Annotated in this window: 26 protein-coding genes; 12 read left to right on the top strand and 14 right to left on the bottom strand. The window is 56.7% G+C overall.

Annotated elements, in window-relative coordinates; all coding sequences use genetic code 11:
- Positions 1-37: 37 nt before the first annotated feature.
- The gene (locus tag K3729_07255; protein UWR00560.1) at positions 38-520 is read left to right on the top strand and encodes an Lrp/AsnC ligand binding domain-containing protein; all 483 of its coding nucleotides are present in this window, start codon (positions 38-40) and stop codon (positions 518-520) included.
- Here K3729_07255 and K3729_07250 read toward each other — a convergent pair.
- Genes K3729_07250 through K3729_07240 form a run of 3 tightly spaced genes read right to left on the bottom strand, consistent with a single transcriptional unit; the run spans position 517 to position 3354 of the window.
- Positions 517-1884 carry an MATE family efflux transporter gene (locus tag K3729_07250; GenBank protein UWR00559.1) on the bottom strand — a complete coding sequence of 456 codons (1368 nt, stop codon included), beginning with the start codon at positions 1882-1884 and terminating at the stop codon, positions 517-519. The genes K3729_07255 and K3729_07250 overlap by 4 nt on opposite strands.
- On the bottom strand, positions 1881-2615 hold the full coding sequence (locus K3729_07245) for an amino acid ABC transporter permease (protein UWR00558.1): 735 nt from the start codon (positions 2613-2615) through the stop codon (positions 1881-1883). Before K3729_07245 ends, K3729_07250 begins: the two co-directional genes overlap by 4 nt.
- A 10-nt stretch (positions 2616-2625) precedes the next feature.
- A complete protein-coding gene (locus tag K3729_07240; GenBank protein ID UWR00975.1) occupies positions 2626-3354 on the bottom strand; it encodes an amino acid ABC transporter ATP-binding protein in 729 nt (242 codons plus the stop codon).
- A gap of 148 nt (positions 3355-3502) precedes the next feature.
- Between K3729_07240 and K3729_07235 the strand changes: the two genes are divergently transcribed.
- Both K3729_07235 and K3729_07230 read left to right on the top strand, forming a co-directional pair.
- Positions 3503-4282 carry a transporter substrate-binding domain-containing protein gene (locus tag K3729_07235; protein UWR00557.1) on the top strand — a complete coding sequence of 260 codons (780 nt, stop codon included), beginning with the start codon at positions 3503-3505 and terminating at the stop codon, positions 4280-4282.
- 67 nt (positions 4283-4349) lie between these two features.
- On the top strand, positions 4350-5000 hold the full coding sequence (locus K3729_07230) for a glutathione S-transferase (GenBank protein UWR00556.1): 651 nt from the start codon (positions 4350-4352) through the stop codon (positions 4998-5000).
- Here K3729_07230 and modC read toward each other — a convergent pair.
- From modC to K3729_07210, 4 genes are read right to left on the bottom strand one after another with little or no spacing between them, the layout of a single operon-like run.
- On the bottom strand, positions 4997-6043 hold the full coding sequence (modC, locus tag K3729_07225) for a molybdenum ABC transporter ATP-binding protein (GenBank protein UWR00555.1): 1047 nt from the start codon (positions 6041-6043) through the stop codon (positions 4997-4999). The two genes, K3729_07230 and modC, sit on opposite strands and share 4 nt — an antisense overlap.
- Positions 6040-6729, bottom strand: coding sequence for a molybdate ABC transporter permease subunit (gene modB, locus K3729_07220; GenBank protein UWR00554.1), 690 nt, complete (start codon positions 6727-6729; stop codon positions 6040-6042). The genes modC and modB overlap by 4 nt, the downstream gene beginning before the upstream one ends.
- Positions 6730-6731: 2 nt before the next feature.
- Positions 6732-7466 (bottom strand): molybdate ABC transporter substrate-binding protein, encoded by a 735-nt coding sequence (gene modA / locus K3729_07215; GenBank protein ID UWR00553.1) that lies wholly within the window; start codon positions 7464-7466, stop codon positions 6732-6734.
- Between the two features lie 37 nt (positions 7467-7503).
- Positions 7504-8676, bottom strand: coding sequence for an acetoin utilization protein AcuC (locus K3729_07210; protein UWR00552.1), 1173 nt, complete (start codon positions 8674-8676; stop codon positions 7504-7506).
- A 33-nt stretch (positions 8677-8709) separates the two neighbouring features.
- On the opposite strand from K3729_07210, the gene K3729_07205 reads away from it, so the two are divergent.
- The 5 genes from K3729_07205 (at position 8710) to ptsP (ending at position 13908) form a co-directional block, all read left to right on the top strand.
- Positions 8710-9186, top strand: a complete 477-nt coding sequence (locus K3729_07205) for an NUDIX hydrolase (protein UWR00551.1) — start codon at positions 8710-8712, stop codon at positions 9184-9186.
- Between the two features lie 83 nt (positions 9187-9269).
- Positions 9270-9680: a DUF1178 family protein gene (locus K3729_07200; GenBank protein UWR00550.1), complete on the top strand. Its 411-nt coding sequence runs from the start codon at positions 9270-9272 to the stop codon at positions 9678-9680.
- A 135-nt stretch (positions 9681-9815) separates the two neighbouring features.
- Positions 9816-11054 carry an aspartate kinase gene (locus tag K3729_07195; protein ID UWR00549.1) on the top strand — a complete coding sequence of 413 codons (1239 nt, stop codon included), beginning with the start codon at positions 9816-9818 and terminating at the stop codon, positions 11052-11054.
- Between the two features lie 86 nt (positions 11055-11140).
- Entirely contained in the window at positions 11141-11482 is a 342-nt protein-coding gene (locus K3729_07190; GenBank protein ID UWR00548.1) for a response regulator, read from the top strand.
- Between the two features lie 182 nt (positions 11483-11664).
- Positions 11665-13908, top strand: a complete 2244-nt coding sequence (ptsP, locus tag K3729_07185; protein ID UWR00547.1) for a phosphoenolpyruvate--protein phosphotransferase — start codon at positions 11665-11667, stop codon at positions 13906-13908.
- Here ptsP and K3729_07180 read toward each other — a convergent pair.
- Together K3729_07180 and K3729_07175 are read right to left on the bottom strand one after the other, a co-directional pair.
- Positions 13905-14693: an EcsC family protein gene (locus K3729_07180; GenBank protein ID UWR00974.1), complete on the bottom strand. Its 789-nt coding sequence runs from the start codon at positions 14691-14693 to the stop codon at positions 13905-13907. The two genes, ptsP and K3729_07180, sit on opposite strands and share 4 nt — an antisense overlap.
- Positions 14694-14748: 55 nt before the next feature.
- Entirely contained in the window at positions 14749-15255 is a 507-nt protein-coding gene (locus K3729_07175) for an N-acetyltransferase (protein UWR00546.1), read from the bottom strand.
- Between the two features lie 82 nt (positions 15256-15337).
- On the opposite strand from K3729_07175, the gene K3729_07170 reads away from it, so the two are divergent.
- On the top strand, positions 15338-15946 hold the full coding sequence (locus K3729_07170) for a flavin reductase family protein (protein ID UWR00545.1): 609 nt from the start codon (positions 15338-15340) through the stop codon (positions 15944-15946).
- A gap of 80 nt (positions 15947-16026) precedes the next feature.
- Here K3729_07170 and K3729_07165 read toward each other — a convergent pair whose 3' ends face one another.
- From K3729_07165 to K3729_07155, 3 genes are all read right to left on the bottom strand, one after another.
- Positions 16027-17676: a SulP family inorganic anion transporter gene (locus K3729_07165; GenBank protein UWR00544.1), complete on the bottom strand. Its 1650-nt coding sequence runs from the start codon at positions 17674-17676 to the stop codon at positions 16027-16029.
- 146 nt (positions 17677-17822) lie between these two features.
- Entirely contained in the window at positions 17823-18350 is a 528-nt protein-coding gene (pyrE, locus tag K3729_07160) for an orotate phosphoribosyltransferase (GenBank protein UWR00543.1), read from the bottom strand.
- Between the two features lie 208 nt (positions 18351-18558).
- Positions 18559-19020: a hypothetical protein gene (locus tag K3729_07155; protein UWR00542.1), complete on the bottom strand. Its 462-nt coding sequence runs from the start codon at positions 19018-19020 to the stop codon at positions 18559-18561.
- Between the two features lie 131 nt (positions 19021-19151).
- On the opposite strand from K3729_07155, the gene K3729_07150 reads away from it, so the two are divergent.
- The 3 genes from K3729_07150 (at position 19152) to K3729_07140 (ending at position 20963) form a co-directional block, all read left to right on the top strand.
- Positions 19152-20015: an S-methyl-5'-thioadenosine phosphorylase gene (locus K3729_07150; GenBank protein UWR00541.1), complete on the top strand. Its 864-nt coding sequence runs from the start codon at positions 19152-19154 to the stop codon at positions 20013-20015.
- A gap of 13 nt (positions 20016-20028) precedes the next feature.
- On the top strand, positions 20029-20559 hold the full coding sequence (locus tag K3729_07145) for an adenine phosphoribosyltransferase (GenBank protein ID UWR00540.1): 531 nt from the start codon (positions 20029-20031) through the stop codon (positions 20557-20559).
- 98 nt (positions 20560-20657) lie between these two features.
- Positions 20658-20963, top strand: a complete 306-nt coding sequence (locus K3729_07140; GenBank protein ID UWR00539.1) for an arginine transporter — start codon at positions 20658-20660, stop codon at positions 20961-20963.
- Positions 20964-21033: 70 nt separating this feature from the next.
- Here the strand turns inward: K3729_07140 and K3729_07135 are convergent, their stop codons facing one another.
- On the bottom strand, positions 21034-21456 hold the full coding sequence (locus tag K3729_07135; protein ID UWR00538.1) for a hypothetical protein: 423 nt from the start codon (positions 21454-21456) through the stop codon (positions 21034-21036).
- Positions 21457-21539: 83 nt separating this feature from the next.
- Complete coding sequence (locus K3729_07130) at positions 21540-22238, bottom strand: site-2 protease family protein (GenBank protein ID UWR00537.1); 699 nt, start codon at positions 22236-22238, stop codon at positions 21540-21542.
- Between the last annotated feature and the right edge of the window lie 83 nt (positions 22239-22321).

The raw sequence follows: 22321 nt of genomic DNA, 5'->3' as shown, positions 1-22321 counted from the left end.
AAATGGACGAGATAAAAAACCAAATATTGGAACAACCATGGCCGATGAAACCGAAAATAGAGATAACGGAAGTCAGCTAGACCGTTTCGATATCGCGATTATCAAGATCTTGCGCAGCGACGGTCGAATCTCTGTGACCGCACTGGCGGACAAAGTTGGCCTGACAAAAACCCCGTGCCAAGTGCGGCTTAAGCGGTTGATCCATAATGGTTATATTACGGGTTTTCGGGCCGTCGTGAACCCGGCAAAGTTGGGCCGCAGCAATGTGGCCTTTATAGAGGTCAAACTGAACGACACGACCGAAAAGGCGCTGCAGGCCTTCGATAATGCCGTTCGCGCCACCCCTGAAATCGAAATGTGCCATATGATCGCTGGTGCGTTCGACTATCTTTTGAAGGTGCGCACTGCCGACATTCACGAATACCGCCGTGTTTTGGGCGAAAAGATTTCTGCGCTGCCACATGTCGCAAATACATCGACGCATGTGTCGATGCAGTCCGTCGTCGACGAAGCATTCTAGCCGCGCAACCCGCCGATTTCACGTTTTGCGATGCCGTGCGCCACGGCCAGTGCGATGATCCAACCTGTCGTGACCGCCGTGCCGATGCCGAACCAGACGCCCCAGACGTCAAAGCCCATCAAGCCGACATAGATCCAAATAAACAACGCGATCCCAATGCCTTGGCGATAGACGCTAATCCACAGGGTCCAGATCGGTTTCTTTAATCCTTGCAAGAAGGAATTGATCGAAAACAACATCATGTAGATCGGGAACAGAAAACTATCGACCCGCAGGTAGCTGACGCCAACGTCAATCACATCCGGATCATCTGTGAATAGCCCCATCGCAAATCGCCCCCCGAACCAGAGTGCGGGCGTCGCGATCAGCGTCATGGCAAAGCCGATCTTCCAACACAGAAACAACGCTTCGCGTACGCGATCAGGGTTGGATGCGCCAAAGTTCTGCCCGATAATCGGCAAAAGCGCACCGGTCATGCCAAGGACCGGCAGGAGCAGGATTTGTTCGATCCGCAGCGCGACCCCGTAGGCCGCAATTGCATGTTCGCCAAACCCTTTCAACGCGTATTGCACAACAAAGCCCGAGACGAACATGACCATCATCGCGGTGCTTGCGGGCAAGAGTTGCACGGTGATTTCGCGTATTTTGGTGGCGTCGGGGATGAATTCCACACGCTTGATGCCGTCCATAATTTCAAGGTCGAAAACCTGCCACATCACCCACAGCATCACGCCTGTTTGGCTGATCACAGTGGCCAACGCGATGCCGTTGAACCCTAGCCCGTCCCAGATACCCGGTACGCCAAACATCAGCAGCGGGTTCAGCCCGATGTTCACAAAAAACGCGACCATCAGCCCGCGTTGCAATGTGACCGTGTCGCCATGGGCTTGCAGAACACCATTGATGCCATAAGCCAGCATGAAACCGGGAAGCGAGAATATCAGCCAACGAAAATAACCGGTTGCAGCGTCACGATAACCTCCCGGTTCGGAAACAAGCGCAATCAGATACGGCCCGCCGATCCAGCCGATGACCATCAGTGTGGCGGTCGCAATCACGCCAAATGTGATGCCCTGCGCCGTGAACTTACGCGCTTCGCTGTTGTTCTTCCCACCCTTCGCGTTGCTCACCAACGCCGACATGGCAGAGCCAAGACCAAATCCGACCGCCATCATGATAAAGAACGCTTGAAACCCGATCGACAGCCCCGCTTGCGCTTCGGTCGACAACCGCCCCGCCCAGTAGACATCGACGACGTTATACAGCGTGGAAAACAGCATCCCGAAGGCCGCAGGGATCGCGAGCGTTCGGAAATGGCCGACCAGTCCACCCGACGTCAGATCAAGGTCGCGCGCGCTGCTCATGCTTCCGACGCTTGCATGCGGCGTTCCAACCAGCGCACGCCAGCCGATACGATCAGGATCAGAACGAGGTATTCGAGCACCAGCACCGTGTAGATTTCCAGCGGTCGGTATTCTGACACCGATAACTCATTCGCCTTTCGCGTCAGTTCTTGCATGCCGATGACGGACACCAGCGACGACATTTTCAACATGTAAACCAATTGGTTACCCAACGCGGGCAAGATACGGCGGATCGCCTGTGGTAAGATCACGTAACGCATCGTGTCGCGGTAGTTCAGCGATATGGACTGCGCTGCCTCATATTGTCCGCGTGCGATGGACTGGATGCCGCCCCGGAAAATCTCGGCTTGGAATGCGCTATCGGATAGCGCGAGCGCCAGAACACCTGCCCAAAAGACATTCAGCGTGATGCCAGACAACGTCGGCAACCCGTAATAGACCCACAGGATCAGCACCAAGATGGGCACCGCCCGCACGATTTCGACGTAGGTCCGGTTGAACCGCCGCCATCCCTTTTTCTGGGACAACCCCGGCAGGGCGACCAACAGGCCTACCACCACCGAAATCGAGATCGCCGTCACCGACAGCAGGATCGTATAATACATGCCGGACAGCATGAATTTTAGGTTTATCAGCCCCTTAGGGGTTGTCGGATCCACCACGTACCACCCCCAGTTGCCGGAACATCCAGCAAGGGCGATCAGCGCTGCGAAGATCATCAAACGTTTCATCTTGCGGCCCCTAGTGGTTCAAAATTTGCTGTAGGAAAGTCGCAAAACGCTGCGATTTTGGTGCGGTGAACACGTCTTCGGGCGCGCCGACTTCGACGATTTCACCCTTGTCCATAAACACCATCGTATCGGCAACCTTGCGGGCGAACCCCATCTCGTGGGTCACGACGATCATGGTCATGCCCGATGACGCGAGTTCTGTCATCACATCCAACACTTCAGCAATCATTTCGGGGTCGAGCGCAGACGTCGGTTCATCAAACAACAAAATGCGTGGTTCCATACATAACGACCGCGCAATGGCGACGCGTTGCTGTTGCCCACCCGACAGCTGCCGCGGGAATTTACCTGCCTGATCAGGGATTTGCACGCGTTCTAGGTATTTCATCCCCCGCGCATTCGCCTCTTCTACGGACAGGCCCAGCACACGGCGCGGACCAAGCGTGAGGTTTTCAAGAACGGTCAGATGCGGGAACAAATTGAACTGCTGAAAGACCATGCCGACAGTCCCGCGGATCTTGTCCAGACTTTCAGGCTTATCGGTTAACACCGTCCCATCGACCGTGATCTCGCCGCTTTCATGCGCCTCCAAACGGTTGATACAGCGGATCAAGGTGGACTTTCCGGACCCTGACGGCCCGCACACGACCACCCGTTCACCCAGCGCCACGTCAAGGTTCACGCCCTTCAAGGCTTGGAAATCACCAAAGAACTTGGACACATCTTTCATCGTAATAATGGGCGGCTTGGCGTCGGTCATCGGGTCGTCCTTGATCAGATCACGCAGCCGTGACCGGGGATAGCGCAAGTAAAAAGTGTCAGCACTTTGCATTGCCGCCTGTGTCAGGCAAACTAGGTAGCAACGTTCAAACGAAAAGGGAAACCCCATGAAATTCTTCAAAATTGCGGCCGCGACTGTCGTGCTTGCTGCCAGCACCGTGTCTGCGACAGCGCAATCTGCGTTGAACGACATCCTTAGCGAAGGCGTGTTGAAAGTCGGCACAACAGGCGACTGGAACCCGATGACAATGAAAGACGTCGCCACAAATTCTTACACCGGCTACGACATCGACGTGATGACAGCGCTTGCCGCAGATCTGGGTGTCGAAGTTGAATTCGTCGCGACAGATTGGAAAACATTGGTCAGCGGCGTCACCGCAGGTCAGTACCACATCACTGGCTCTGCCTCTGTTTCCCCGTCCCGTGCAAAGGCCGCAGGGTATTCCGACAGCTATTTCTCATTGGCGACTGTGCCACTGACGCTGAAAGAAAACGCTGAACGCTTCACGTCATGGGACAGCCTGAACATGGCGGACGTTTCTGTCGCAGCAACACTTGGCACGACCCAAGAAGCACAGGTTAAGGATTTCTTCCCAGACGCAGAGCACCGCATTGTCGAAGCCCCTGCCCGCGACTTCCAAGAAGTGCTGGTTGGCCGCGCAGATGCCAGCATCACATCCAACGTCGAGGCCAACAAACTGGTCGCGCAATACGATGAACTGATGATCGTACCTGTGGACGCAGGCCGCGCGCCGACACCAATCGCGATGCTGTTGCCGCAGGACGATCAGGTGTGGATCAACTACGTGAACACATGGATTACCCTGAAACAAGAACAGGGCTTTTTCGATGAGCTGGGCGTGAAATGGCAGCTTTTGGCTGAATAATCTTACCTTTTCGAACAATGGGCCGACCGTATGATTGCGGTCGGCCTTTGCATTGAAGGATATCACGATGCTGACGATCTACGCCGTTCCGGTTTCCGTTTATAACGCAAAACTGCGGATTTTGCTGCGCCACAAGGGTGTGGAATTTACGGAATTGCCGCCTCCGGGTGGGTACGGATCGGCGGAATACAAGGCGTTGATCCCGTCCGGCAATCTGCCGGCAATGATCCACGATGACCTCGTGCTTGCCGATTCAGAAGCCATCGCAGAATACATCGAAGACGCTTTTCCGGATGTCCCGATGCTGCCCGCCAATATGCAGCTGCGCGCCAAGGCCCGCGAAAAGAGCAGGATGCACGACACGCGGTTGGAACCCGCTGTCCGGGCTATTTATCCGCAAGTGGCCTATGCCACCCGCGATGTCGACGCCGTGAATGCAGGTGGTGCGGCCATTTCCAAACACCTCGCGTCACTGGCGCTACTGCTGTCCACCGACCCGCTGGATCGCGATACGTTGTGGATGTGTGACTGCGGCTTTGCCGTGACCTTCGCATGGATCAAAGCGTTTGAAACCGCCATCGACCTGCCGATCAAGTGGCCCGAAGCGGTACTGGCCTATGATGCGCGTCTGCGCGGATTTCCCGAAGTCGCGAAAGAACTGATCGCTTACAAACCCGCGATGGACGCCTACCTCGAAAAAGCAAAACCGCCTGTCTAAACTGGCCCGACTGCCGTTGCTTTGAAAATCGCAAAGACGTTTTGCCCTGTCTCAAGTCCAAGGCGACGCACTGATAACGGTGTGATTTCCGCCCAGATCGGCAGTTCCTTCGCCCGCAACATCACCGCCAGATTGCCGTTTGGCAGCGGCGTTATTTCAGTGATGACGGTCGCAATTGCATTGAGCGCGGATTGCCCGACCGGCGCTGATTGCGCCAAGATCACGTCCTGCGCGGGTATCCGCAATCGCAGCCCAGCGCCGACTTTCCCCACCTGCCCCGGCAACAGGATCGGCCCCGCGCCAGAGGCCAGCACGGTGACGCCTTCGTCCAGATCGTGACGGTCGACCACGCAGGAAACCAGCGCCCCCGCGTCGCGTTTCGCAAAATACCGTGCGGCCATCGGGTCTGCTAAAACGTCCGATACCGGCCCTTTGCGCGCGACCTTTCCTTGATCAATCACAACCAATTGGTCGGCCAGTTGGGTGACCTCTGCCATTGCGTGGGTGACGTAGATGACGGGTATTTTCTGGGTCGCGGCGATATCGGCGATGTAGGGCAGCACCTCTGCTTTGCGTGGCCCGTCGAGCGCCGCGAGCGGTTCATCCATCAGCACCACATCAGGCTGCGCCATCAACGCACGCCCCAATGCGACCCGCTGCTTTTCACCGCCCGATAACCCTGCAGGTCTGCGGTCCAACAGATCGTGCAGCCCAAGGACATCAACGATCCGTTCAAAGTCATGTTTGCCGCCATACGTCAAGTTCTGCAGCACGGTCATATGCGGGAAAAGGCGTGCGTCTTGAAAGACATAGCCGACCTTTCGCCTGTGCACCGCAACGCTGTTCTGACCGTCGAAAAGCACCTGTTTGTCTAACGAAATTCGCCCTGCATCGGGTTTGATCAGTCCCGCAATCGCGTTGATGACCGATGTTTTGCCTGCCCCAGATGGCCCGAACAGAACCGTCACACCAACTGGTGCGTCGAATTGCACGTTAAGTGACAGATCACCCAGTTGCGCTTGAATATCGACCTGCAACGTCATGCGGCTAACCTTCTGGCCATGCGCGACGACAGCCATTCTGACACGATCAAAGCCCCCATCGCCAAGATGATCGAGACAACGACCAAAGTCACAACCGCGCCCTCTTGACCCGGCACCTGTAGCAAACCGTAGATGGCAGACGGGATCGTTTGCGTCTGTCCGGGAATGGCCGCCACAAAGGTGATCGTCGCGCCAAATTCGCCCAGCGCCTTCGCAAAGCCCAGCACAGCGCCCGCTAAAATACCGGGGGCGATCAAGGGCAATGTGACTGTTATGAATACCCGCATGGGCGATGCGCCTAGGGTGGCCGCCGCCGCCTCAAGCCCCGTATCGACCGCATCAAACCCCAACCGGATCGCGCGGACCATCAATGGGAACGCCATGATCCCAGCCGCCAACGCGGCCCCCGTCCATGTGAAAGCCAGGGTGATGCCGAACGTATCAAACAGGAACCCGCCCACAGGCCCATTGCGCCCAAACGTGATGAGCAACAGATAACCGGTCACGACGGGTGGCAAAACCAGCGGCAAATGGACGATGCCGTTCAACAAACCATGGCCCCAAAACTGCCGCCGCGCCAGAACCCACGCCGTGATGGTCGCAAAGGGCAAAGTCACCAAGATCGCGACAGACGCTACCTTTAAAGACAGTGAAACGATGGTCCAGAAGGCCGGATCAAATTGCATGCTCAGCACCACCGCGCATCAGTGCAAAACCCTGCGGCATCGAAGATCTCTTTCGCGGTCGGCCCGCGCAATGCGTCAACAAAGCTTTGTGCGTCAGGATGGTCGGATGCCGCTGTCATTGCTGCGTAATATGCAATGTCCGGGTGACTGCCCTGCGGAAACTGCGCCACGATTTTCAGGTCCGGCACAATCAGCGCATCGCTTTGGTACACGATGCCCAACGGCACTTCACCACGCGCGACAAGGTTCAAGGCCGCGCGCACGTTATCCATTTCAACCACCGAAGGCGCAACCGTGTGCCACAGACCCAAGTTTTCCAGCGCCGCTTTCCCGTAAATGCCCGCAGGCACACTGCTGGTAAAGCCCATGGCCAAGCGTCCGCTATTTAGTCCATTGGCCAAACCATCAGGCGTCAGTGCAACGTCGGCCGCGTTCGGCTGGCCCACAATAACCAAACGATTGCCAACAAAGGTGATCGGGTCCGCCACGCTTTGCGCGTCAACAAGCACGTCCATCCACGCCGCGTTCGCCAGTAGAACAACATCAGCGGGCGCACCTTGGTTAATTTGACGGGCCAACGTCCCGCTTCCAGCATATGAGATAGCGACATTTTCAAAGGAAGCGGCGATGGCGTCCAAAGGCCCTTTCAAGCTCGCGGCAGCGAAGACGACAAGGTCATCGGCCAGCGCCTTTATCGGCAGCAGACACATGAAAAGACAAAGGGACATCATACGCATAGCAACCTTATCGGCACCAAGGCCCGCGCTGACAAGTCTAGATCCACTGACGCAGCCGCGCCTGCAATGTGGCCACCCGTGTTCTGACATCATCCGGTATGCCGCCCATACGCGGCGCATCGGCTAACGTGGTTAACCAATGATCCGGCGGCGTCTTCACGCGTCTTTGCCCGTCCCACCGCAATTCGCGCAACACGGACTGTGCCGCCTCTGGTAACGCATCAGGGATTTCGTGGTTGTTCAGCACGGCCCAAACGCCAGTCCAGCAACGCCCGACAGACCACGGATTGTAGCCGCCCCCGCCCAAGACGAGATAACGTGGCGCCATGCCCATTAACGCCTGCACGATGGCGCGGTGCGCATTGTTCGACCACGCCAGCCGTGACTGTGGGTCCTCCAACACGGCGTCCGCCCCGCATTGCAACACGATCGCATCTGGTCGAAACGCTTGTACCAACGGCAAAATCAACGTGTCGCGCACCATAGCCGCAACATCATCCCCCACGCCCGCAGGCAACGGCAGGTTCCACAGGTTGCCCACCCCAACGTCCGTCATTGCACCGGTGCGCGGCCAGCGGTTTTCTTCATGCGTGGAGATGAGCAAGGTATCGGGATCATCGGCAAAGGCATGTTCCACCCCGTCGCAGTGATGCGCATCAATATCAATATACGCGATCTTTGCCGCCCCGTTGCGGCGCAGCGATTGGATAGCAAGGACCGGATCGTTGAAATAGCAAAATCCGTTTGCGCAGTCCGGCATCCCGTGGTGCGTGCCCCCTGCTGGCGAATACACCGTCCCGCCACGCGCCAACATTTCGCCCGCCAGCAACGATGCGCCAGCCGATGTCGCAGGTCTGCGGTACATTTCGGCGAACACAGGATTGGAAGGTGTGCCAAGCCCGTGGCGGGCTTTGACGGCGGGGCTGACGGATTGGGTCGCCTCGGCCGCCTGCAACGCGGCGATGTAGTCTAGCGTGTGAAATCCGGTTAGGGCGTTGGGTTTTGCGCGCGGGCTTTGCACAAACTGGTGCCGCGGCAACCACCCCATCGCACGCGACAGGTCCATCACGGTGGATACGCGCGGCACACGCAGCGGATGATGCGCCCCGTAGCTCGATCCGCGATAAAGCTCGTGGCCGATCATTTTAGGCAAGGACGTGTCAGGCGCGGGGCTTGTAAGCTGTGGCTGGGCGTGGGACGTAAACGACATTCGCCATACCTAACCCGCAATCGATAAAGCGCCATGCCTAAACCGATCAAACCGAAACAACTTCCGCTTAAGCTGCGGCGCTTTGGGAAAACCGATGTGCGGACGCAGTTCGCGGCCCTATGCTACCGGATGCGCAAGGATCGGGTCGAGGTTTGCATCATCACGTCGCGCCGGACGAAACGTTGGATATTGCCCAAAGGCTGGCCGATGCACAAACAAACGCCAGCACAGGCCGCCGCGACCGAAGCGTGGGAAGAAGCGGGACTAACAGGCAAAGCATATGATCGCTGTTTGGGCGTCTACACCTATCCCAAGCGCACCAAGACCGAAACATTTCCCGTCATTACATTGGTGTATCCGGTCAAGGTGACAGCCGTGCACAGTGACTGGCCCGAAGCCCACCAAAGACGCCGCAAATGGGTCAGCCTGTCAAAAGCCGCCAGCCGCGTGCAAGAACCGGAACTGAAACGGATCATCGCCAGCTTCACCCCCGATATGGTAAAGCGGTAAAAGTCTTTGATCCTGTAGGACTTGTGATCCACGCACCGATCTCTATTTTTGATGCACACCCCGTTTAGAAAGCATCCCACCTGATGATCCGCTTCGATCTGACCTGCGCCAATGATCATACGTTCGACAGCTGGTTTCGGTCAGGGGCGGACTGCGACAAGCTTTTGAAAACGGGCATGGTCACTTGCACGACCTGTGGCGACACTGACATCCGCAAAGCGTTGATGGCCCCGAAGGTTGCAACATCCGACGCCGTAACCGCACCGCTCCTACGTGATGAGGAAAACCCGATCACGAAGCTGAAAAAGCACGTGGAAAGCAATGCGACAGACGTCGGCACAGATTTCTCAACCGAAGCACGTGCCATGCACGACGGCGAAAAGCCGGAACGGGCGATTTATGGGCAAGCATCTGCGGCTGACACGAAGAAACTGCTAGAGGACGGCGTTCCCGTACTGCCCCTGCCCTTTGTGCCGACCAAGAAAACCAACTGATCAGCCTGCCCCCGTATTCCTGATAGTTTGATCGATTTGTCCTGAAAAATCGCCCCCCGCTTGCCCCGCCCGCGCGAGCAGTCTAAAGGGGGCGCGATATTCCGGGACGGCTCCGGTTTTGCTAAAGGAACAGCGATGCCAACGCTTGTGATGAAATTCGGCGGGACTTCCGTCGCGAACCTTGACCGTATTGCGCGGGCCTCCAAACGTGTGGCTGTTGAAGTCGCCAAAGGCTATGACGTGATCGTCATCGTATCGGCCATGTCCGGCAAGACCAACGAACTGGTCGGCTGGGTCAATGAAACGTCTCCACTTTATGACGCGCGTGAATACGACGCGATTGTATCGTCCGGTGAAAACGTGACGGCTGGCCTGATGGCGTTGCGTTTGCAAGAAATGGATATTCCGGCCCGCAGTTGGCAAGGTTGGCAAGTCCCGCTTGTCACGAATTCGGCCCATTCATCCGCACGGATCGAGGAAATCCCGACCGACAACATCAACGCCAAGTTCGGCGAAGGTATGAAGGTTGCGGTCGTTGCGGGTTTCCAAGGTATCAGCCCCGAAGGCCGGATCACCACGCTGGGTCGTGGCGGGTCTGACACCACCGCTGTGGCCTTTGCCGCCGCGTTTGATGCGGAACGTTGTGATATTTATACTGACGTGGACGGGGTTTACACAACCGACCCACGGATCACCGACAAGGCCCGCAAGCTCGACAAGATCGCGTTTGAGGAAATGCTCGAATTGGCGTCGCTGGGCGCAAAAGTTCTACAAACGCGGTCAGTTGAATTGGCCATGCGTTACAAAGTGCGCCTGCGGGTGCTGTCATCATTTGAAGAACCATCGGACGACGCCGGTACGCTCGTCTGCGATGAGGAGGAAATCATGGAACAGAACGCAGTTGCAGGTGTGGCGTACAGCCGCGACGAAGCCAAAATGACGCTGATTTCCGTGGCTGACCGCCCCGGCATCGCGGCAGCTATCTTTGGCCCATTGGCCGAGGCAGGCGTGAACGTCGACATGATCGTTCAGAACATTTCTGAGGAAGGTCGCACTGACATGACCTTCTCTTGCCCGACTGATCAGGTGGCCCGCGCTGAAAAAGCGATGGCCGACGCGATGGCATCCGGCGAAATCAACTACCACGATCTGGTGACTGATAACGGCGTGGCCAAAGTATCTGTCGTTGGCATCGGGATGCGGTCCCACGCGGGTGTCGCGGCCAAAATGTTTGCGTCCCTTCAGGCTGAAGGCATCAACATCAAGGTCATCACCACATCCGAGATCAAAATCTCGGTCCTCATTGATCGCAAGTACATGGAGCTTGCCGTTCAAGCCCTGCACGACGCGTTTGAACTGGAAAAAGCAGCGTAAGCTTTACGTATACGCACTTGGAAAATGAAAGAAGGGCAGCTAGCGTCAAACGCGAGTTGTCCTTTTTTATTGTCGCAGGCACCTAAATGCCAAAGCAAATCCTAGTTGTCGAAGATGACGCGTTTCTCGCCATGTCGTTGGTCATGGAGCTTGAAGACGCGGGGTACGCGGTTGTCGGCCCCTACACAGGCGTTGCAAAGGCGCTTGTTGGATTGGCCGCCCATACGGTTGATTTCGGGATCTTGGACCTGAACCTTGGCGCTGAAACATCCGAAGTCATTGCCTCCGCCCTTACACAAAAGGGCATCCCGTTTGTCGTGGCGACTGGCTACACCGAAGATCAACTAACGGGTGGCTTTGCGGGGGCCAAGACCTTGGGAAAACCATATTTGACCGAAGATCTCATTGCATTGTTGCCCGCCAATTAACGCGGATCGCGCCCTTCCCGCCCGGAATATCACCGACGCCCAATCGCCGCGTTTTTAGGCCCGTCGGCACAAAGCCCCCAAAAAATACCACTATAAGGCGAATTGCACGGGATCACCTGCCATTAGCTCTCCCAATCCGGCTTGTTTGCCCATATAGCGGTGGCAGGAACAAAGGGAACATCATGCCGCACCGGGTTGAATCCGAAAGCAGAAAACTGCTGGGCAAATTACGTGAAACGATGGCGGCACAGACCGCCGGTCAGGAACGGCTGGACGAAATCGTCGCGTTGATCGCGATGTCGATGCAGGCCGAAGTGTGTTCGATCTATCTGTTCCGCGATTCTGAAACGCTCGAACTTTGCGCGACGCAGGGTCTGGCTGCTGCTGCGGTTCACGAAACACGGATGCGTTTGGGCGAAGGCCTAGTCGGGCGCACCGCGCGGTCCCGTCGTGTGATCAACACGGCAGATGCGCCGTCTGAACGCGGTTTCCGCTATATGCCAGAGACAGGCGAAGAACGGTTTTCGTCGTTCTGCGGTGTCCCTGTGCAGCGTGTTGGCGATATCCTTGGCGTGCTTGTTGTTCAGTCCAAAACCGCCCGCAAATTCACGCCTGACGAAATCTACGCGCTTGAAGTGGTCGCGATGGTGTTGGCCGAGATGGCCGAGCTTGGCGCTTTTATCGGTGAAGGTGCGGCTCTTGCTGCCCCCCATCAGCGCCCAAGCCTGATCAAAGGGTCGATTGCACAAGAAGGTGCCGCCGAAGGCCGCGTTTACCTGCACGAACCGCGCGTCGTTGTCACAAACCCGATCTCGGACGATCCCGAAGTCGAATTGGCCCGTTTGCGCGAAGCGATTGAAACCCTGCGGACATCCGTCGACGACATGCTGTCCGGTAATCGTTCGCTAAACGGTGAACAAAAACAGATCCTTGAAGCCTATCGCATGTTTGCCAACTCGCGCAGTTGGAAAAAGCGGATGGAAGACGACGTCAGCAACGGTCTATCCGCCGAAGCCGCCGTCGAAAAAGAACAATCCCTTGCCAAGGCCCGCCTCAGCCATGCGGGCGACGCTTACATGCGTGAACGGCTGAACGATCTCGACGATCTATCGAACCGTTTGCTGCGGATCCTGACCGGCCAAGGGGCAGAAACCGGCGCTGAAATGCCGGATAATCCGATCCTTGTCGCCAAAAACATCGGCCCCGGCGAACTGCTGGACTACGGCAAAAAGCTGCGCGGGATTGTGTTGGAAGAAGGGTCTGTCGGGTCTCACGCGACCATCGTTGCGCGGGCATGGGCCATTCCGCTTGTGATCAACGCAAAAGGCGTCACGACACAGGCGCTGAACGGCGACAACATGCTGGTCGATGGCGATCAGGGTTTTGTGCACCTGCGTCCGGACGATACAGTGCAAAGCGCGTTCCGCGAAAAAATCGCGATGCAAGCGCTGGCACAAGAACGTTACGCATCGATCCGCGAACATCCGGCGAAGACCAAATGCGGGTCAGTCATCCGGCTGGATATGAACGCGGGCCTGATGGCCGATCTGCCGTCGCTTGAAGGGTCCGGTGCCGAAGGCGTTGGCCTGTTCCGCACCGAATTGCAGTTTCTGGTCCGCAACAAAATGCCCCGCCGCGGTGAACTGTCCGCGCTTTATTCGCGGGTGCTGAAAGCCTCTGCGGGTAAACGGGTTGCATTCCGGACGCTTGATATCGGGTCTGACAAAGTGCTGACCTACATGAAACCGAACGACGAACCAAACCCCGCCATGGGTTGGCGTGCGATCCGCGTAGGGCTTGATAAGCCCGGCGTGCTGCGGATGCAGTTGCAGGCGTTAATCCGTGCGGCAGACGGTGGCCCCCTGACGGTCATGTTCCCGTTCATCACGCTCCACGAAGAATTCATCGCAGCCAAGGCCGAAATGGACAAAGCGTTGGCGCGCGAAAAACGGTTGGGCCATCCGGTGCCTTCATCACTGGAAGTCGGCGCAATGATGGAAACGCCGTCACTGGCCTACGCGCCTGACGCCTTTTTCAAGGATGTCGATTTCATCTCTATTGGCGGGAACGACCTGAAACAGTTCTTCTTTGCGGCCGACCGTGAAAACGAACGGGTGCGCAAACGTTATGACACGTTGTCACCCAGCTTTTTGAACTTCCTGTCCATGGTGATCGCGCGCTGCGAACAGAACGGCACACCGATTTCATTCTGCGGCGAAGATGCCGGTCGCCCCGTTGAAGCCTTGTGCTTTGCCGCACTCGGCCTGCGGTCGCTGTCGATGCGCCCTGCCTCTGTCGGTCCGGTCAAGCATATCCTGCGGCGTGTCGATCTGGGCGAAGTACGGGCCGTGATTGATCAGTCCATGGCGGATGGCGACACGTCCGTCAGACGTGCGGTTGCCGATTGGCTAGCCTATCAAGTCTAATCGGTCGCCCGATTAATCGGCAGATCATTGGTCACCAAGAATTTATGAAACGCATCCAGCACAGGGTCTTCGCCATGTTCGCGCATCAATTTGCGCAGGCCGAAATGCACATGCGCCATGCTGATGTAGTAATTCACGAACGCATAGTTGGTGCCAGCACCTGCAATCGCCCCCAGAACCGGCACAGATTGTGACGCCAGTTTCTGGGACATCACGGTTGCAAAACGTGGTGCCACTTTGCTGATTAACGTGTTCAAGGCTGGTCCTGTAATGCTCAACCGTGCGCCGATGAACGACGTATCAACGCCATCGTCGTCGGTGCCAGGCCCACCTGCCCCAAAAACGGCCAAGCATTCCATGCGCGTTTCGGCTGATTGCGGGTCTTCGCCGTATTCTTCGGCGACCGCTTGGACCGACCGAAAGATGATCGTCGTCGCAAATGGCAATTCTGTCAGTGCCGTCCCAATGCCCGCAACGCCGCCAATCGCGCCGGATACGGTGCCCAGCACGCGGTGCATTCGGTCCGTGCCAATCGCGCGCCCGATCCGGCCTGTGCGGGTCCGTGCAGCAAGGTTAAAGCTTTTTTCAAGCGCGATCCGCGCCACGTTATCGATTTGGTCACGCACGCCTTGCGGAAAAACGTTCATGCCGCTTTCCACCTGACCGCCAACATAGTTGATGGCCTTCATCAGAACGCCATTCGCCGAATTTTGACGCACGGCGAGCGCCTTGATCTGACGAAGAGCATCTTCATCCAAGGCAACACGGTTGGTCTTGTCAGGCATCACTTGGACGTCGTTCTGCGATTTGTTCATGCGACCTAAATGGGTCCTCTGCCGATCAAATGCAATCTTTTGGGCGTCTAACCTGTCCCGTGATGCCGTCCCAAGCCCCATCAACCAGCGAAAGCCCCAAGACGCGATCCGGATTGGTCGGCGGGGGCATAATGACGTCTGCCACAGGATCAAAGCCGAAACGTTTGTAATAGGGATGATCGCCCACCAACAGAACACGTGACCAGCCAGCAGATCGCGCAGCATCGATGCAATTCATCATCAAAATCGCGGCAATCCCTTCACCTTGACGGGTTGGATGAACGGCGATTGGTCCCAACAGAACTGCAGGCGCGTCACCCACACGTGTGGGCCAACATCGCACGACGCCCGCCAAAACGCCCGATGGGTCACGGGCTGTCAGGCATAGATCGGGCAGCGGCGCTACGTCTTCGCGCAAACGATAAGACGACAACGCGGTCCGGCCCGGTGCGAATGTGAGGTCATACAGTTCTTCGACTTCCCACCAGTCGTCGGGGACTTCGCGCGCCAGATGTATCTTGATCTCTTGCATGCGGGTCGCTCGGGCTTTTGTCTGGTGTAAGGGCTGTCGCCACGCTACCCAAGACGAAGACAAAGGTTAAGGGACTACCGTCATGTTTTATGAACCAAAAAATGGGCACGGACTGCCGCACAATCCGTTTAATGCGATTGTCACGCCGCGCCCGATTGGTTGGATTTCAACCCGGGGTGCGGATGGCAAGGATAACCTCGCGCCCTATTCCTTCTTCAACGCGGTTGCCTACACCCCGCCGCAAGTGATGTTTTCCTCAACAAGCGCGAAACCGGACCGCGACGGGACCAAAGATAGCGTTGCTAATATCCGCGAAACGGGCGTGTTTGTGGTCAATGTCGTCAGCTATGCACTGAAAGACGCGATGAACGTGACCTCTGGTCCATGGGACAAAGATCAAGACGAATTTGGTCTGGCTGAGTTGGAAAAGGCCGAATCCAACACCATCAATTGTCCGCGCGTTGCGGCATCCCCCGCAGCTTTGGAATGCAAATTGACGCAGATCGTGGACCTCGCGGGCGACTACAACACGATGATCATCGGAGAGGTGACAGGCGTCCACATGGAGGACGCGTGTTTGAAAGACGGGATGTTTGATGTGACATCGTTCAGCCCGCTGTCGCGCTTGGGCTACAAGGATTATTCGACAGTCCGCGACCTGTTTAGCCTGACGCGCCCCGGCCAAGACTAGGGACTGTTCGGGGTTTCTTTGACGTCTTCCAAATCCCCGCCGGAGGTATGGGGTCCCTACTTCAGGGGCCCCATTTTTGTTTAGTGACCGCCCAGAATGCCGGTGCGGACAGAGTAATCCACAGCGATTTCGTAATCGGGATCATCGTCACTATCGACCATAAGGTGACCCGCTTTTGACAGCAGATTATGGCAGTCGCGGCTGAGGTGACGTAGCTGGATTTGCTTGCCTTGTGCCTCGTATTTGCCAGCGATGCCTTCGATGGCCTGCAACGCAGATTGGTCCACGACACGGCTGTCCGCAAAGTCCACGATCACCAAGGATGGGTCATTGTGGACGTCGAACAATTCGGCAAACCCTTCGGATGACCCGAAGAACAGCGGGCCTTGCACGCCGTAGACTTTTGCACCCTCTGGTGTCTGGTGGATTTTCGCAGAGATGCGTGTCGCGTTGTTCCATGAATAGGCCAAGGCCGACACAATCACGCCAACAACAACGGCCGTCGCAAGGTCGGTCCAAACGGTTACGATCGTCACAAGGATCGTCACAAACGCGTCCATTTTCGGGACCTTACGCAGGATCGTCAGCGAGTTCCAAGCGAACGTTCCGATCACAACCATGAACATCACACCGACCAGTGCGGCCAGCGGGATTTGTTCGATCAGGCCTGATGCAAACAGGATGAACGCAAGCAGGAACAGCGCTGCGGCGATGCCCGCGATCCGTGTCCGGCCGCCGGATTTCACGTTGATCATCGACTGACCGATCATCGCACAACCGCCCATGCCACCGAAGAAACCGGTCACGGTGTTGGACACGCCCTGTGCGATACATTCTTGTGACGCACCGCCCCTTTTGTTGGTCATTTCACCAACAAGGTTCAGCGTCAGCAGGCTTTCAATCAGGCCAATGGCCGACAGGATCAGGGCGAATGGCAAGATAATCCAAAGTGTTTCCAGATTGAACGGTGCCAGCATTGTTCCATAGATGCCCATCCCGTCACCGAAAGGCACGTGGAACTGCGGCAAACCACCGGAAATGGACGCCAAATCACCAACGCGTGGTACATCCAGACCAAAGCCGATCACGACCGCGGCCACGATACCAATGCCCGCCAACGGGGCCGGAATGACTGTTGTGATCTTTGGCATCACCCAGATGATCGCCATTGTCACAACGACCAGACCCAACATCAGATACAGCGGCATGCCCGACAGCCATTCACCGCTGGCCATACCGTGACCAGATGCTTCGGCAGTACCCGGCACTTGGAATTGCCCCAACTGGGCCAAGAAAATAACGATCGCGAGGCCGTTCACGAAGCCCAACATCACCGGATGCGGCACAAGCCGGATAAACTTACCCCACTTCATAATGCCCACAAATATCTGGATCAGGCCCATCAAGATGACAGTCGCAAACAGATACTCCACGCCGTGCAACGACACGAGCGACACCATCACAACCGCCAAGGCCCCTGTCGCACCTGAAATCATCCCCGGCCGTCCGCCGAAGATCGCCGTGATCAGACCCACGATAAAGGCGGCGTAAAGACCGACCAGTGGGTGAACACCGGCCACAAAGGCAAAAGCAACGGCTTCAGGCACAAGCGCCAAAGCCACGGTAAGACCGGACAACACTTCAGTCCGGAGACGTCCCGCATTCAACGGGGCGTCCTTGTCAGTCAAAGCAATACTATCGGCGAAGCTCGCCAGAAGTGCGCGGGGCATATCGATATCCTGTGAGGAAGGTCAGTTGCGCCCGCCCCTACCCTAGGCCAGCCCAAATGTCACCCCCGCAGGTGTGACAGCCATGAACCGGCATTCAATACCTGCAATCTAGCCTGACAAAATGAAGACCAGCTTAACAGCGCCGCTTATTCCAGATCGGCGCGCGTAAAGACCGGATAGACGGGCAGCGTTGGCGCGTTCGCAATCGCAGGATCGCCTTCACCGCGCCAGATCGCACAGATCACCCCCAGCACGTTCGCGTCTTCCTGCTTGGCCAACCCGTAGGCGTCCGCCACCGCACCACCTGTGGTGATCACGTCCTCAATGAATGTCACCTTCTTGCCAGCCACATCTTGGCCTTCAATCGCGCGACATGTCCCGTATGTCTTCGCTTCCTTGCGGATGAACGCCGCTGGCAGTCCGGTTTCAATCGAAAGCGCCGTCACCAACGGCACCCCGCCCAATTCCAGCCCTGCGATGATCTCTGTCCCTGCGGGCAACAGCTTTGCCATTTCTTTGGCCAACGGTTGCAACAGCTTCGGATCGCCTTCGAAACGGTATTTGTCGAAATACCGGCTCGACACTTGGCCCGACCGCAAAGTGAATGCCCCCTCCAACGTCGCAATATCAGCGATTTGGCGCGCGAGTTCGGCGTGGGATATGGCTTGGGTCATGACAGATCTCTCATTTAGGAGGTTGAAGGCTCCGCCACGTTTTACGCGTAATCCTACCTCGCGCAAGCAACACCACCAAACACCACGCACAAATGAATTCGTTCAACGGGACAAATATGCTCAAATGAACGATCCACACGATTGGAGGCAAAAACAACGCTGCAAAGGCGCCAATGACAGTCGAACCAAATAGGGCAAAAAACTTCATTCAGGCAATAACGACAGCCGACTCAGCGTCCCACCTGTCATATTGCGAGGCAGAGGATTGTTTTGGCCGCGTCATAACCTTTCGGTACCGCTGCAAAACGACGCAAAAGCTGATAAACACGCATATCGCTTGAACGTATATATCTTGCAGAAATGGCATGATGGCGGCGTAAAGCACAAATAGGAAACTTATGCCGGACGCCAACCATCGCATGGACCGCATGTCATCATTTCGGTTCACCTGCTGAATGCGACCAATTGGCTTGTCCGCTGCCCAGTTCGTAGCCAAACTCAAAAGCAAAAAGGTGCAAACCGCGACTCCTAAAGCATGTATCTCGAAGCCAAGAATGACGGTCTCGCGAGATTGGAAGACAACAAAAACGATGACGATTGCCAGGCGCGCAATAACGTAATCCACCTTAGGCAAAGGTACATGTTTTAGTAGGCGTAAAGCTAATTTCATGTCCCGTTCAAACACGTACTTTAGGTCAAAATTACGACGCCTTGACCGCCACTGACGCAGCACAGCGCACGCCCTCTTGTCAGCATGTTAACCCTCTGCTTGTCTGGTGGCGCGGCAACAGGGGCACATCCATGACAAAATTAGGCATCATCGGCGGGTCGGGCATCTATCAGATGGCTGGTCTGGAAAACGCGCAGTGGGAAACAGTCGAAACGCCTTGGGGGACGCCATCCGACGCGGTTTTGACAGGGCAACTGGGTGGGACCGACATGGTGTTTCTGCCACGCCACGGACGGGGCCATACGTACACGCCAACGACCGTGCCGTATCAGGCCAACATCGACGCGCTCAAACGGCTTGGCGTGACCGATATCATTAGCGTCAGCGCCTGCGGATCGTTCCAAGACCACATGGCGCCGGGTGACTTTGTGCTTGTCGATCAATTCATTGATCGGACATTCGCGCGGGAGAAATCGTTCTTCGGTCCGGGGTGCGTAGGTCACGTTAGTGTTGCCCACCCGACCTGCCAACGTCTGTCCGACGCCTGTCTGCAAGCGGGCCAAGACGCAGGCATCACAATGCACCAAGGCGGAACCTATCTGGCGATGGAAGGTCCGCAGTTTTCATCAATGGCCGAATCGCAGCTGTATAAATCGTGGGCCTGCGATGTGATCGGGATGACCAACATGCCCGAAGCCAAACTCGCCCGCGAAGCTGAGATTTGCTACATCACCGTCGCCATGGTCACCGACTATGACAGTTGGCATCCCGATCACGGTGCGGTGGACGTTAGCGACGTCATTAAAACGCTCCAAGGTAACGGCACCAAGGCCGCTGATCTGATCACACGCCTGCCCGCTTTGCTGACCCAGCGCCCAACGACTTGCCCCCACGGGTGCGATACGGCATTGGAACACGCGATTATGACCGCACCCGATCATCGGGATGCGACCCTTGTAGCAAAACTAGATGCGGTCGCAGGCCGCGTGCTGTGAAAGAAGACACCTGATGAAAACCGTCCAAGATTACATTCGCACGATCCCCGATTTCCCGCACGAAGGGATCATGTTCCGCGACGTGACCACGCTGTTCAGCGACCCGCGCGGGTTCCGTTTGGCCATCGACCAGTTGCTGCACCCTTACGTCGGCGTGAAAATTGACCGGATCGTGGGGCTAGAGGCGCGCGGTTTCATCCTCGGCGGGGCGATTGCGCACCAATTGTCGCTTGGCTTTGTGCCAATCCGCAAAAAGGGCAAACTGCCCGGCAAGACAATCGAACAAGCCTACACGCTCGAATACGGCGAAGCCGTGATGGAAGTGCACGACGACGCCCTCCAGCCCGGCGAAAAGGTTCTGATCGTCGATGATCTGCTGGCAACCGGCGGGACGGCAGAGGCAGGCATCAAACTGGTCGAAAAAATGGGGGCAGAAGTCATCGGCTGCGCATTCATCATCGATCTGCCCGATCTGGGCGGCCGCAAAAAGCTGGAAACGATGGGCATGGACGTCCACGCACTGTGTGCATTCGACGGCGACTGACCGCTCATAAACAGTCGTGCGCGCAATTTGTCTGATTGCATCAGGCCTGCGGGCGCGGCATAGTTAACGCATCCCATTTCGACGAAAAAGAGGCCCCCATGCGTCGTGCATTTGTGACACTTTCCCTTGTAGCATTGACCGCCGCCTGTAGTTCCGGCGTGAACGGCAAAGTGGGTAAAGCATGTATCGACGCGGACAGGTCCGCCGCCAGCAACCGCCTGTGTTCATGTGTGCAACGCGTGGCTGACCAATCGCTCAGCGGCTCTGACCAGTCCCTTGCGGTGAAGTTCTTCGAAGAACCGCAGCTGGCCCAAGACACACGGCAATCCGACAACCCACGCTCCGAAGCATTCTGGCAACGCTACCGCGCCTTCGCCAATTCCGCCCGCCGTCAATGCGGCTAAGGGCTGCGCTGCCCCCTTCTTTTGGTCATAAATATCTCGGGGGTTTGGGGGCTGGCCCCCAAATCTGAGGTCAGCGTAAAACACCGCGCCGCGTCATGGCGCGCGCGTAGATCCACAGCAACACCAGCACCACATAGATGGCCACCGTAAAGCCGAGTTGAGTTGGCGTCATATCCATTCCGGTGCGGTCCGCGATGCCAAAGCTGTAAACGGACGACACAATCAGCCCGACCAACGACAGTCCAAAGGCAGGCCCCGCCAAACGTGACCGTAACAGCAGCAACAAAGCCCCCAACATCGAAAACCAGACCCCAATAGCCCACGCCGTTTCGAACCAGATCGGCCCGTTATCAAGAAACGCCTTTTGCGCGTCGCTTAGCATCGCGAGATAGGCTTCGTTTTCGGTCTGCGTCATCACGTAATCATACGCGCCACCCGCATTCCAAATCAGCGCTATGATCCCGACGATCCACACATGAAACGGTGTTTTCATACCCAATCCCCTTACCAATCACGCTTGAATGCTATGACGGGCTTGCCATTCGGGCAAGGATTGCTTCGCGGGTCAGGTTCGGATCAGTAGGCAGGTTCACCCCGCATCATGCGGTAATGCGCAGCAATGGACGGGATAAAGAACAGCACCCAGCCTTGGAAGTAGAACACGGCAACCATGGCCGGAATCCACATGATCGACATGGCCAAACCAACTGCGCCTGTGACCTGTTGGGCCGCCTCACCGCGCATAAAACGCAGCATCAGCAGATGGAATAACTTACCGCCATCCAGCGGCTGCACAGGGATCATGTTGAACACAGCAAGGTAGAAATTGATCTGCCCGAACAGCCAAATGAAATACATAACCTCGGACGCCAGATAGTTGGGTTCGGTCCCCGCATTCGCCCAATGGTTCCACATGAAGGTATCAAAAAGCGAACAAGTCGCCCAAAGGGTCGCGTTCACAATCGGGCCCATCGCCACGATCAGTTCTTGCTGATAAGTGCTCGATGTCCGTTTGCTTTCGCAAAATCCCCCCGACCCGTGCAGCATGATCCGCCTGACAGGAACGCCTTGGATTTGGTTGCCCCAAGCATGGCCCAGCTCGTGTAGGTAGATCGCCAACACAATGGCGACGCAGATCATCACAGCGTAGGTCAGATCAACGCCAATGCTGAAATAGAACAGGATCGCGAGCAGCCCAAGCAGCGTGTGCCCGACCTCCACCCGAACGCCCAGCGGGCCGACAAAGCTGAAAATTACCGTATCTTTGTTCATCATTAGGCAGGTCCCACACGCGTTATTCGATCGACATTCGCGCAACCATCGGATGAAACAGGGGCCGGATTGTGGCGCATCCATGA

This window comes from Rhodobacteraceae bacterium S2214, from assembly GCA_025141675.1.
Classification (GTDB): Bacteria; Pseudomonadota; Alphaproteobacteria; order Rhodobacterales; family Rhodobacteraceae; genus Yoonia.
The sequence above is the reverse complement of the archived record's forward strand: the minus strand, read 5'-3'. Positions and strand labels throughout refer to the sequence as shown.

Bases quoted from the DNA above. Each gene is read 5' to 3' on its own strand.
- K3729_07255 (UWR00560.1), top strand. From the start codon at position 38: ATGGCCGATGAAACCGAAAATAGAGATAACGGAAGTCAGCTAGACCGT.
- K3729_07250 (UWR00559.1), bottom strand. From the start codon at position 1,884: ATGAGCAGCGCGCGCGACCTTGATCTGACGTCGGGTGGACTGGTCGGC.
- K3729_07245 (UWR00558.1), bottom strand. From the start codon at position 2,615: ATGAAACGTTTGATGATCTTCGCAGCGCTGATCGCCCTTGCTGGATGT.
- K3729_07235 (UWR00557.1), top strand. From the start codon at position 3,503: ATGAAATTCTTCAAAATTGCGGCCGCGACTGTCGTGCTTGCTGCCAGC.
- K3729_07230 (UWR00556.1), top strand. From the start codon at position 4,350: ATGCTGACGATCTACGCCGTTCCGGTTTCCGTTTATAACGCAAAACTG.
- modC (UWR00555.1), bottom strand. From the start codon at position 6,043: ATGACGTTGCAGGTCGATATTCAAGCGCAACTGGGTGATCTGTCACTT.
- modB (UWR00554.1), bottom strand. From the start codon at position 6,729: ATGCAATTTGATCCGGCCTTCTGGACCATCGTTTCACTGTCTTTAAAG.
- modA (UWR00553.1), bottom strand. From the start codon at position 7,466: ATGCGTATGATGTCCCTTTGTCTTTTCATGTGTCTGCTGCCGATAAAG.
- K3729_07210 (UWR00552.1), bottom strand. From the start codon at position 8,676: ATGTCGTTTACGTCCCACGCCCAGCCACAGCTTACAAGCCCCGCGCCT.
- K3729_07205 (UWR00551.1), top strand. From the start codon at position 8,710: ATGCCTAAACCGATCAAACCGAAACAACTTCCGCTTAAGCTGCGGCGC.
- K3729_07200 (UWR00550.1), top strand. From the start codon at position 9,270: ATGATCCGCTTCGATCTGACCTGCGCCAATGATCATACGTTCGACAGC.
- K3729_07195 (UWR00549.1), top strand. From the start codon at position 9,816: ATGCCAACGCTTGTGATGAAATTCGGCGGGACTTCCGTCGCGAACCTT.
- K3729_07190 (UWR00548.1), top strand. From the start codon at position 11,141: ATGCCAAAGCAAATCCTAGTTGTCGAAGATGACGCGTTTCTCGCCATG.
- ptsP (UWR00547.1), top strand. From the start codon at position 11,665: ATGCCGCACCGGGTTGAATCCGAAAGCAGAAAACTGCTGGGCAAATTA.
- K3729_07180 (UWR00974.1), bottom strand. From the start codon at position 14,693: ATGCCTGACAAGACCAACCGTGTTGCCTTGGATGAAGATGCTCTTCGT.
- K3729_07175 (UWR00546.1), bottom strand. From the start codon at position 15,255: ATGCAAGAGATCAAGATACATCTGGCGCGCGAAGTCCCCGACGACTGG.
- K3729_07170 (UWR00545.1), top strand. From the start codon at position 15,338: ATGTTTTATGAACCAAAAAATGGGCACGGACTGCCGCACAATCCGTTT.
- K3729_07165 (UWR00544.1), bottom strand. From the start codon at position 17,676: ATGCCCCGCGCACTTCTGGCGAGCTTCGCCGATAGTATTGCTTTGACT.
- pyrE (UWR00543.1), bottom strand. From the start codon at position 18,350: ATGACCCAAGCCATATCCCACGCCGAACTCGCGCGCCAAATCGCTGAT.
- K3729_07155 (UWR00542.1), bottom strand. From the start codon at position 19,020: ATGAAATTAGCTTTACGCCTACTAAAACATGTACCTTTGCCTAAGGTG.
- K3729_07150 (UWR00541.1), top strand. From the start codon at position 19,152: ATGACAAAATTAGGCATCATCGGCGGGTCGGGCATCTATCAGATGGCT.
- K3729_07145 (UWR00540.1), top strand. From the start codon at position 20,029: ATGAAAACCGTCCAAGATTACATTCGCACGATCCCCGATTTCCCGCAC.
- K3729_07140 (UWR00539.1), top strand. From the start codon at position 20,658: ATGCGTCGTGCATTTGTGACACTTTCCCTTGTAGCATTGACCGCCGCC.
- K3729_07135 (UWR00538.1), bottom strand. From the start codon at position 21,456: ATGAAAACACCGTTTCATGTGTGGATCGTCGGGATCATAGCGCTGATT.
- K3729_07130 (UWR00537.1), bottom strand. From the start codon at position 22,238: ATGATGAACAAAGATACGGTAATTTTCAGCTTTGTCGGCCCGCTGGGC.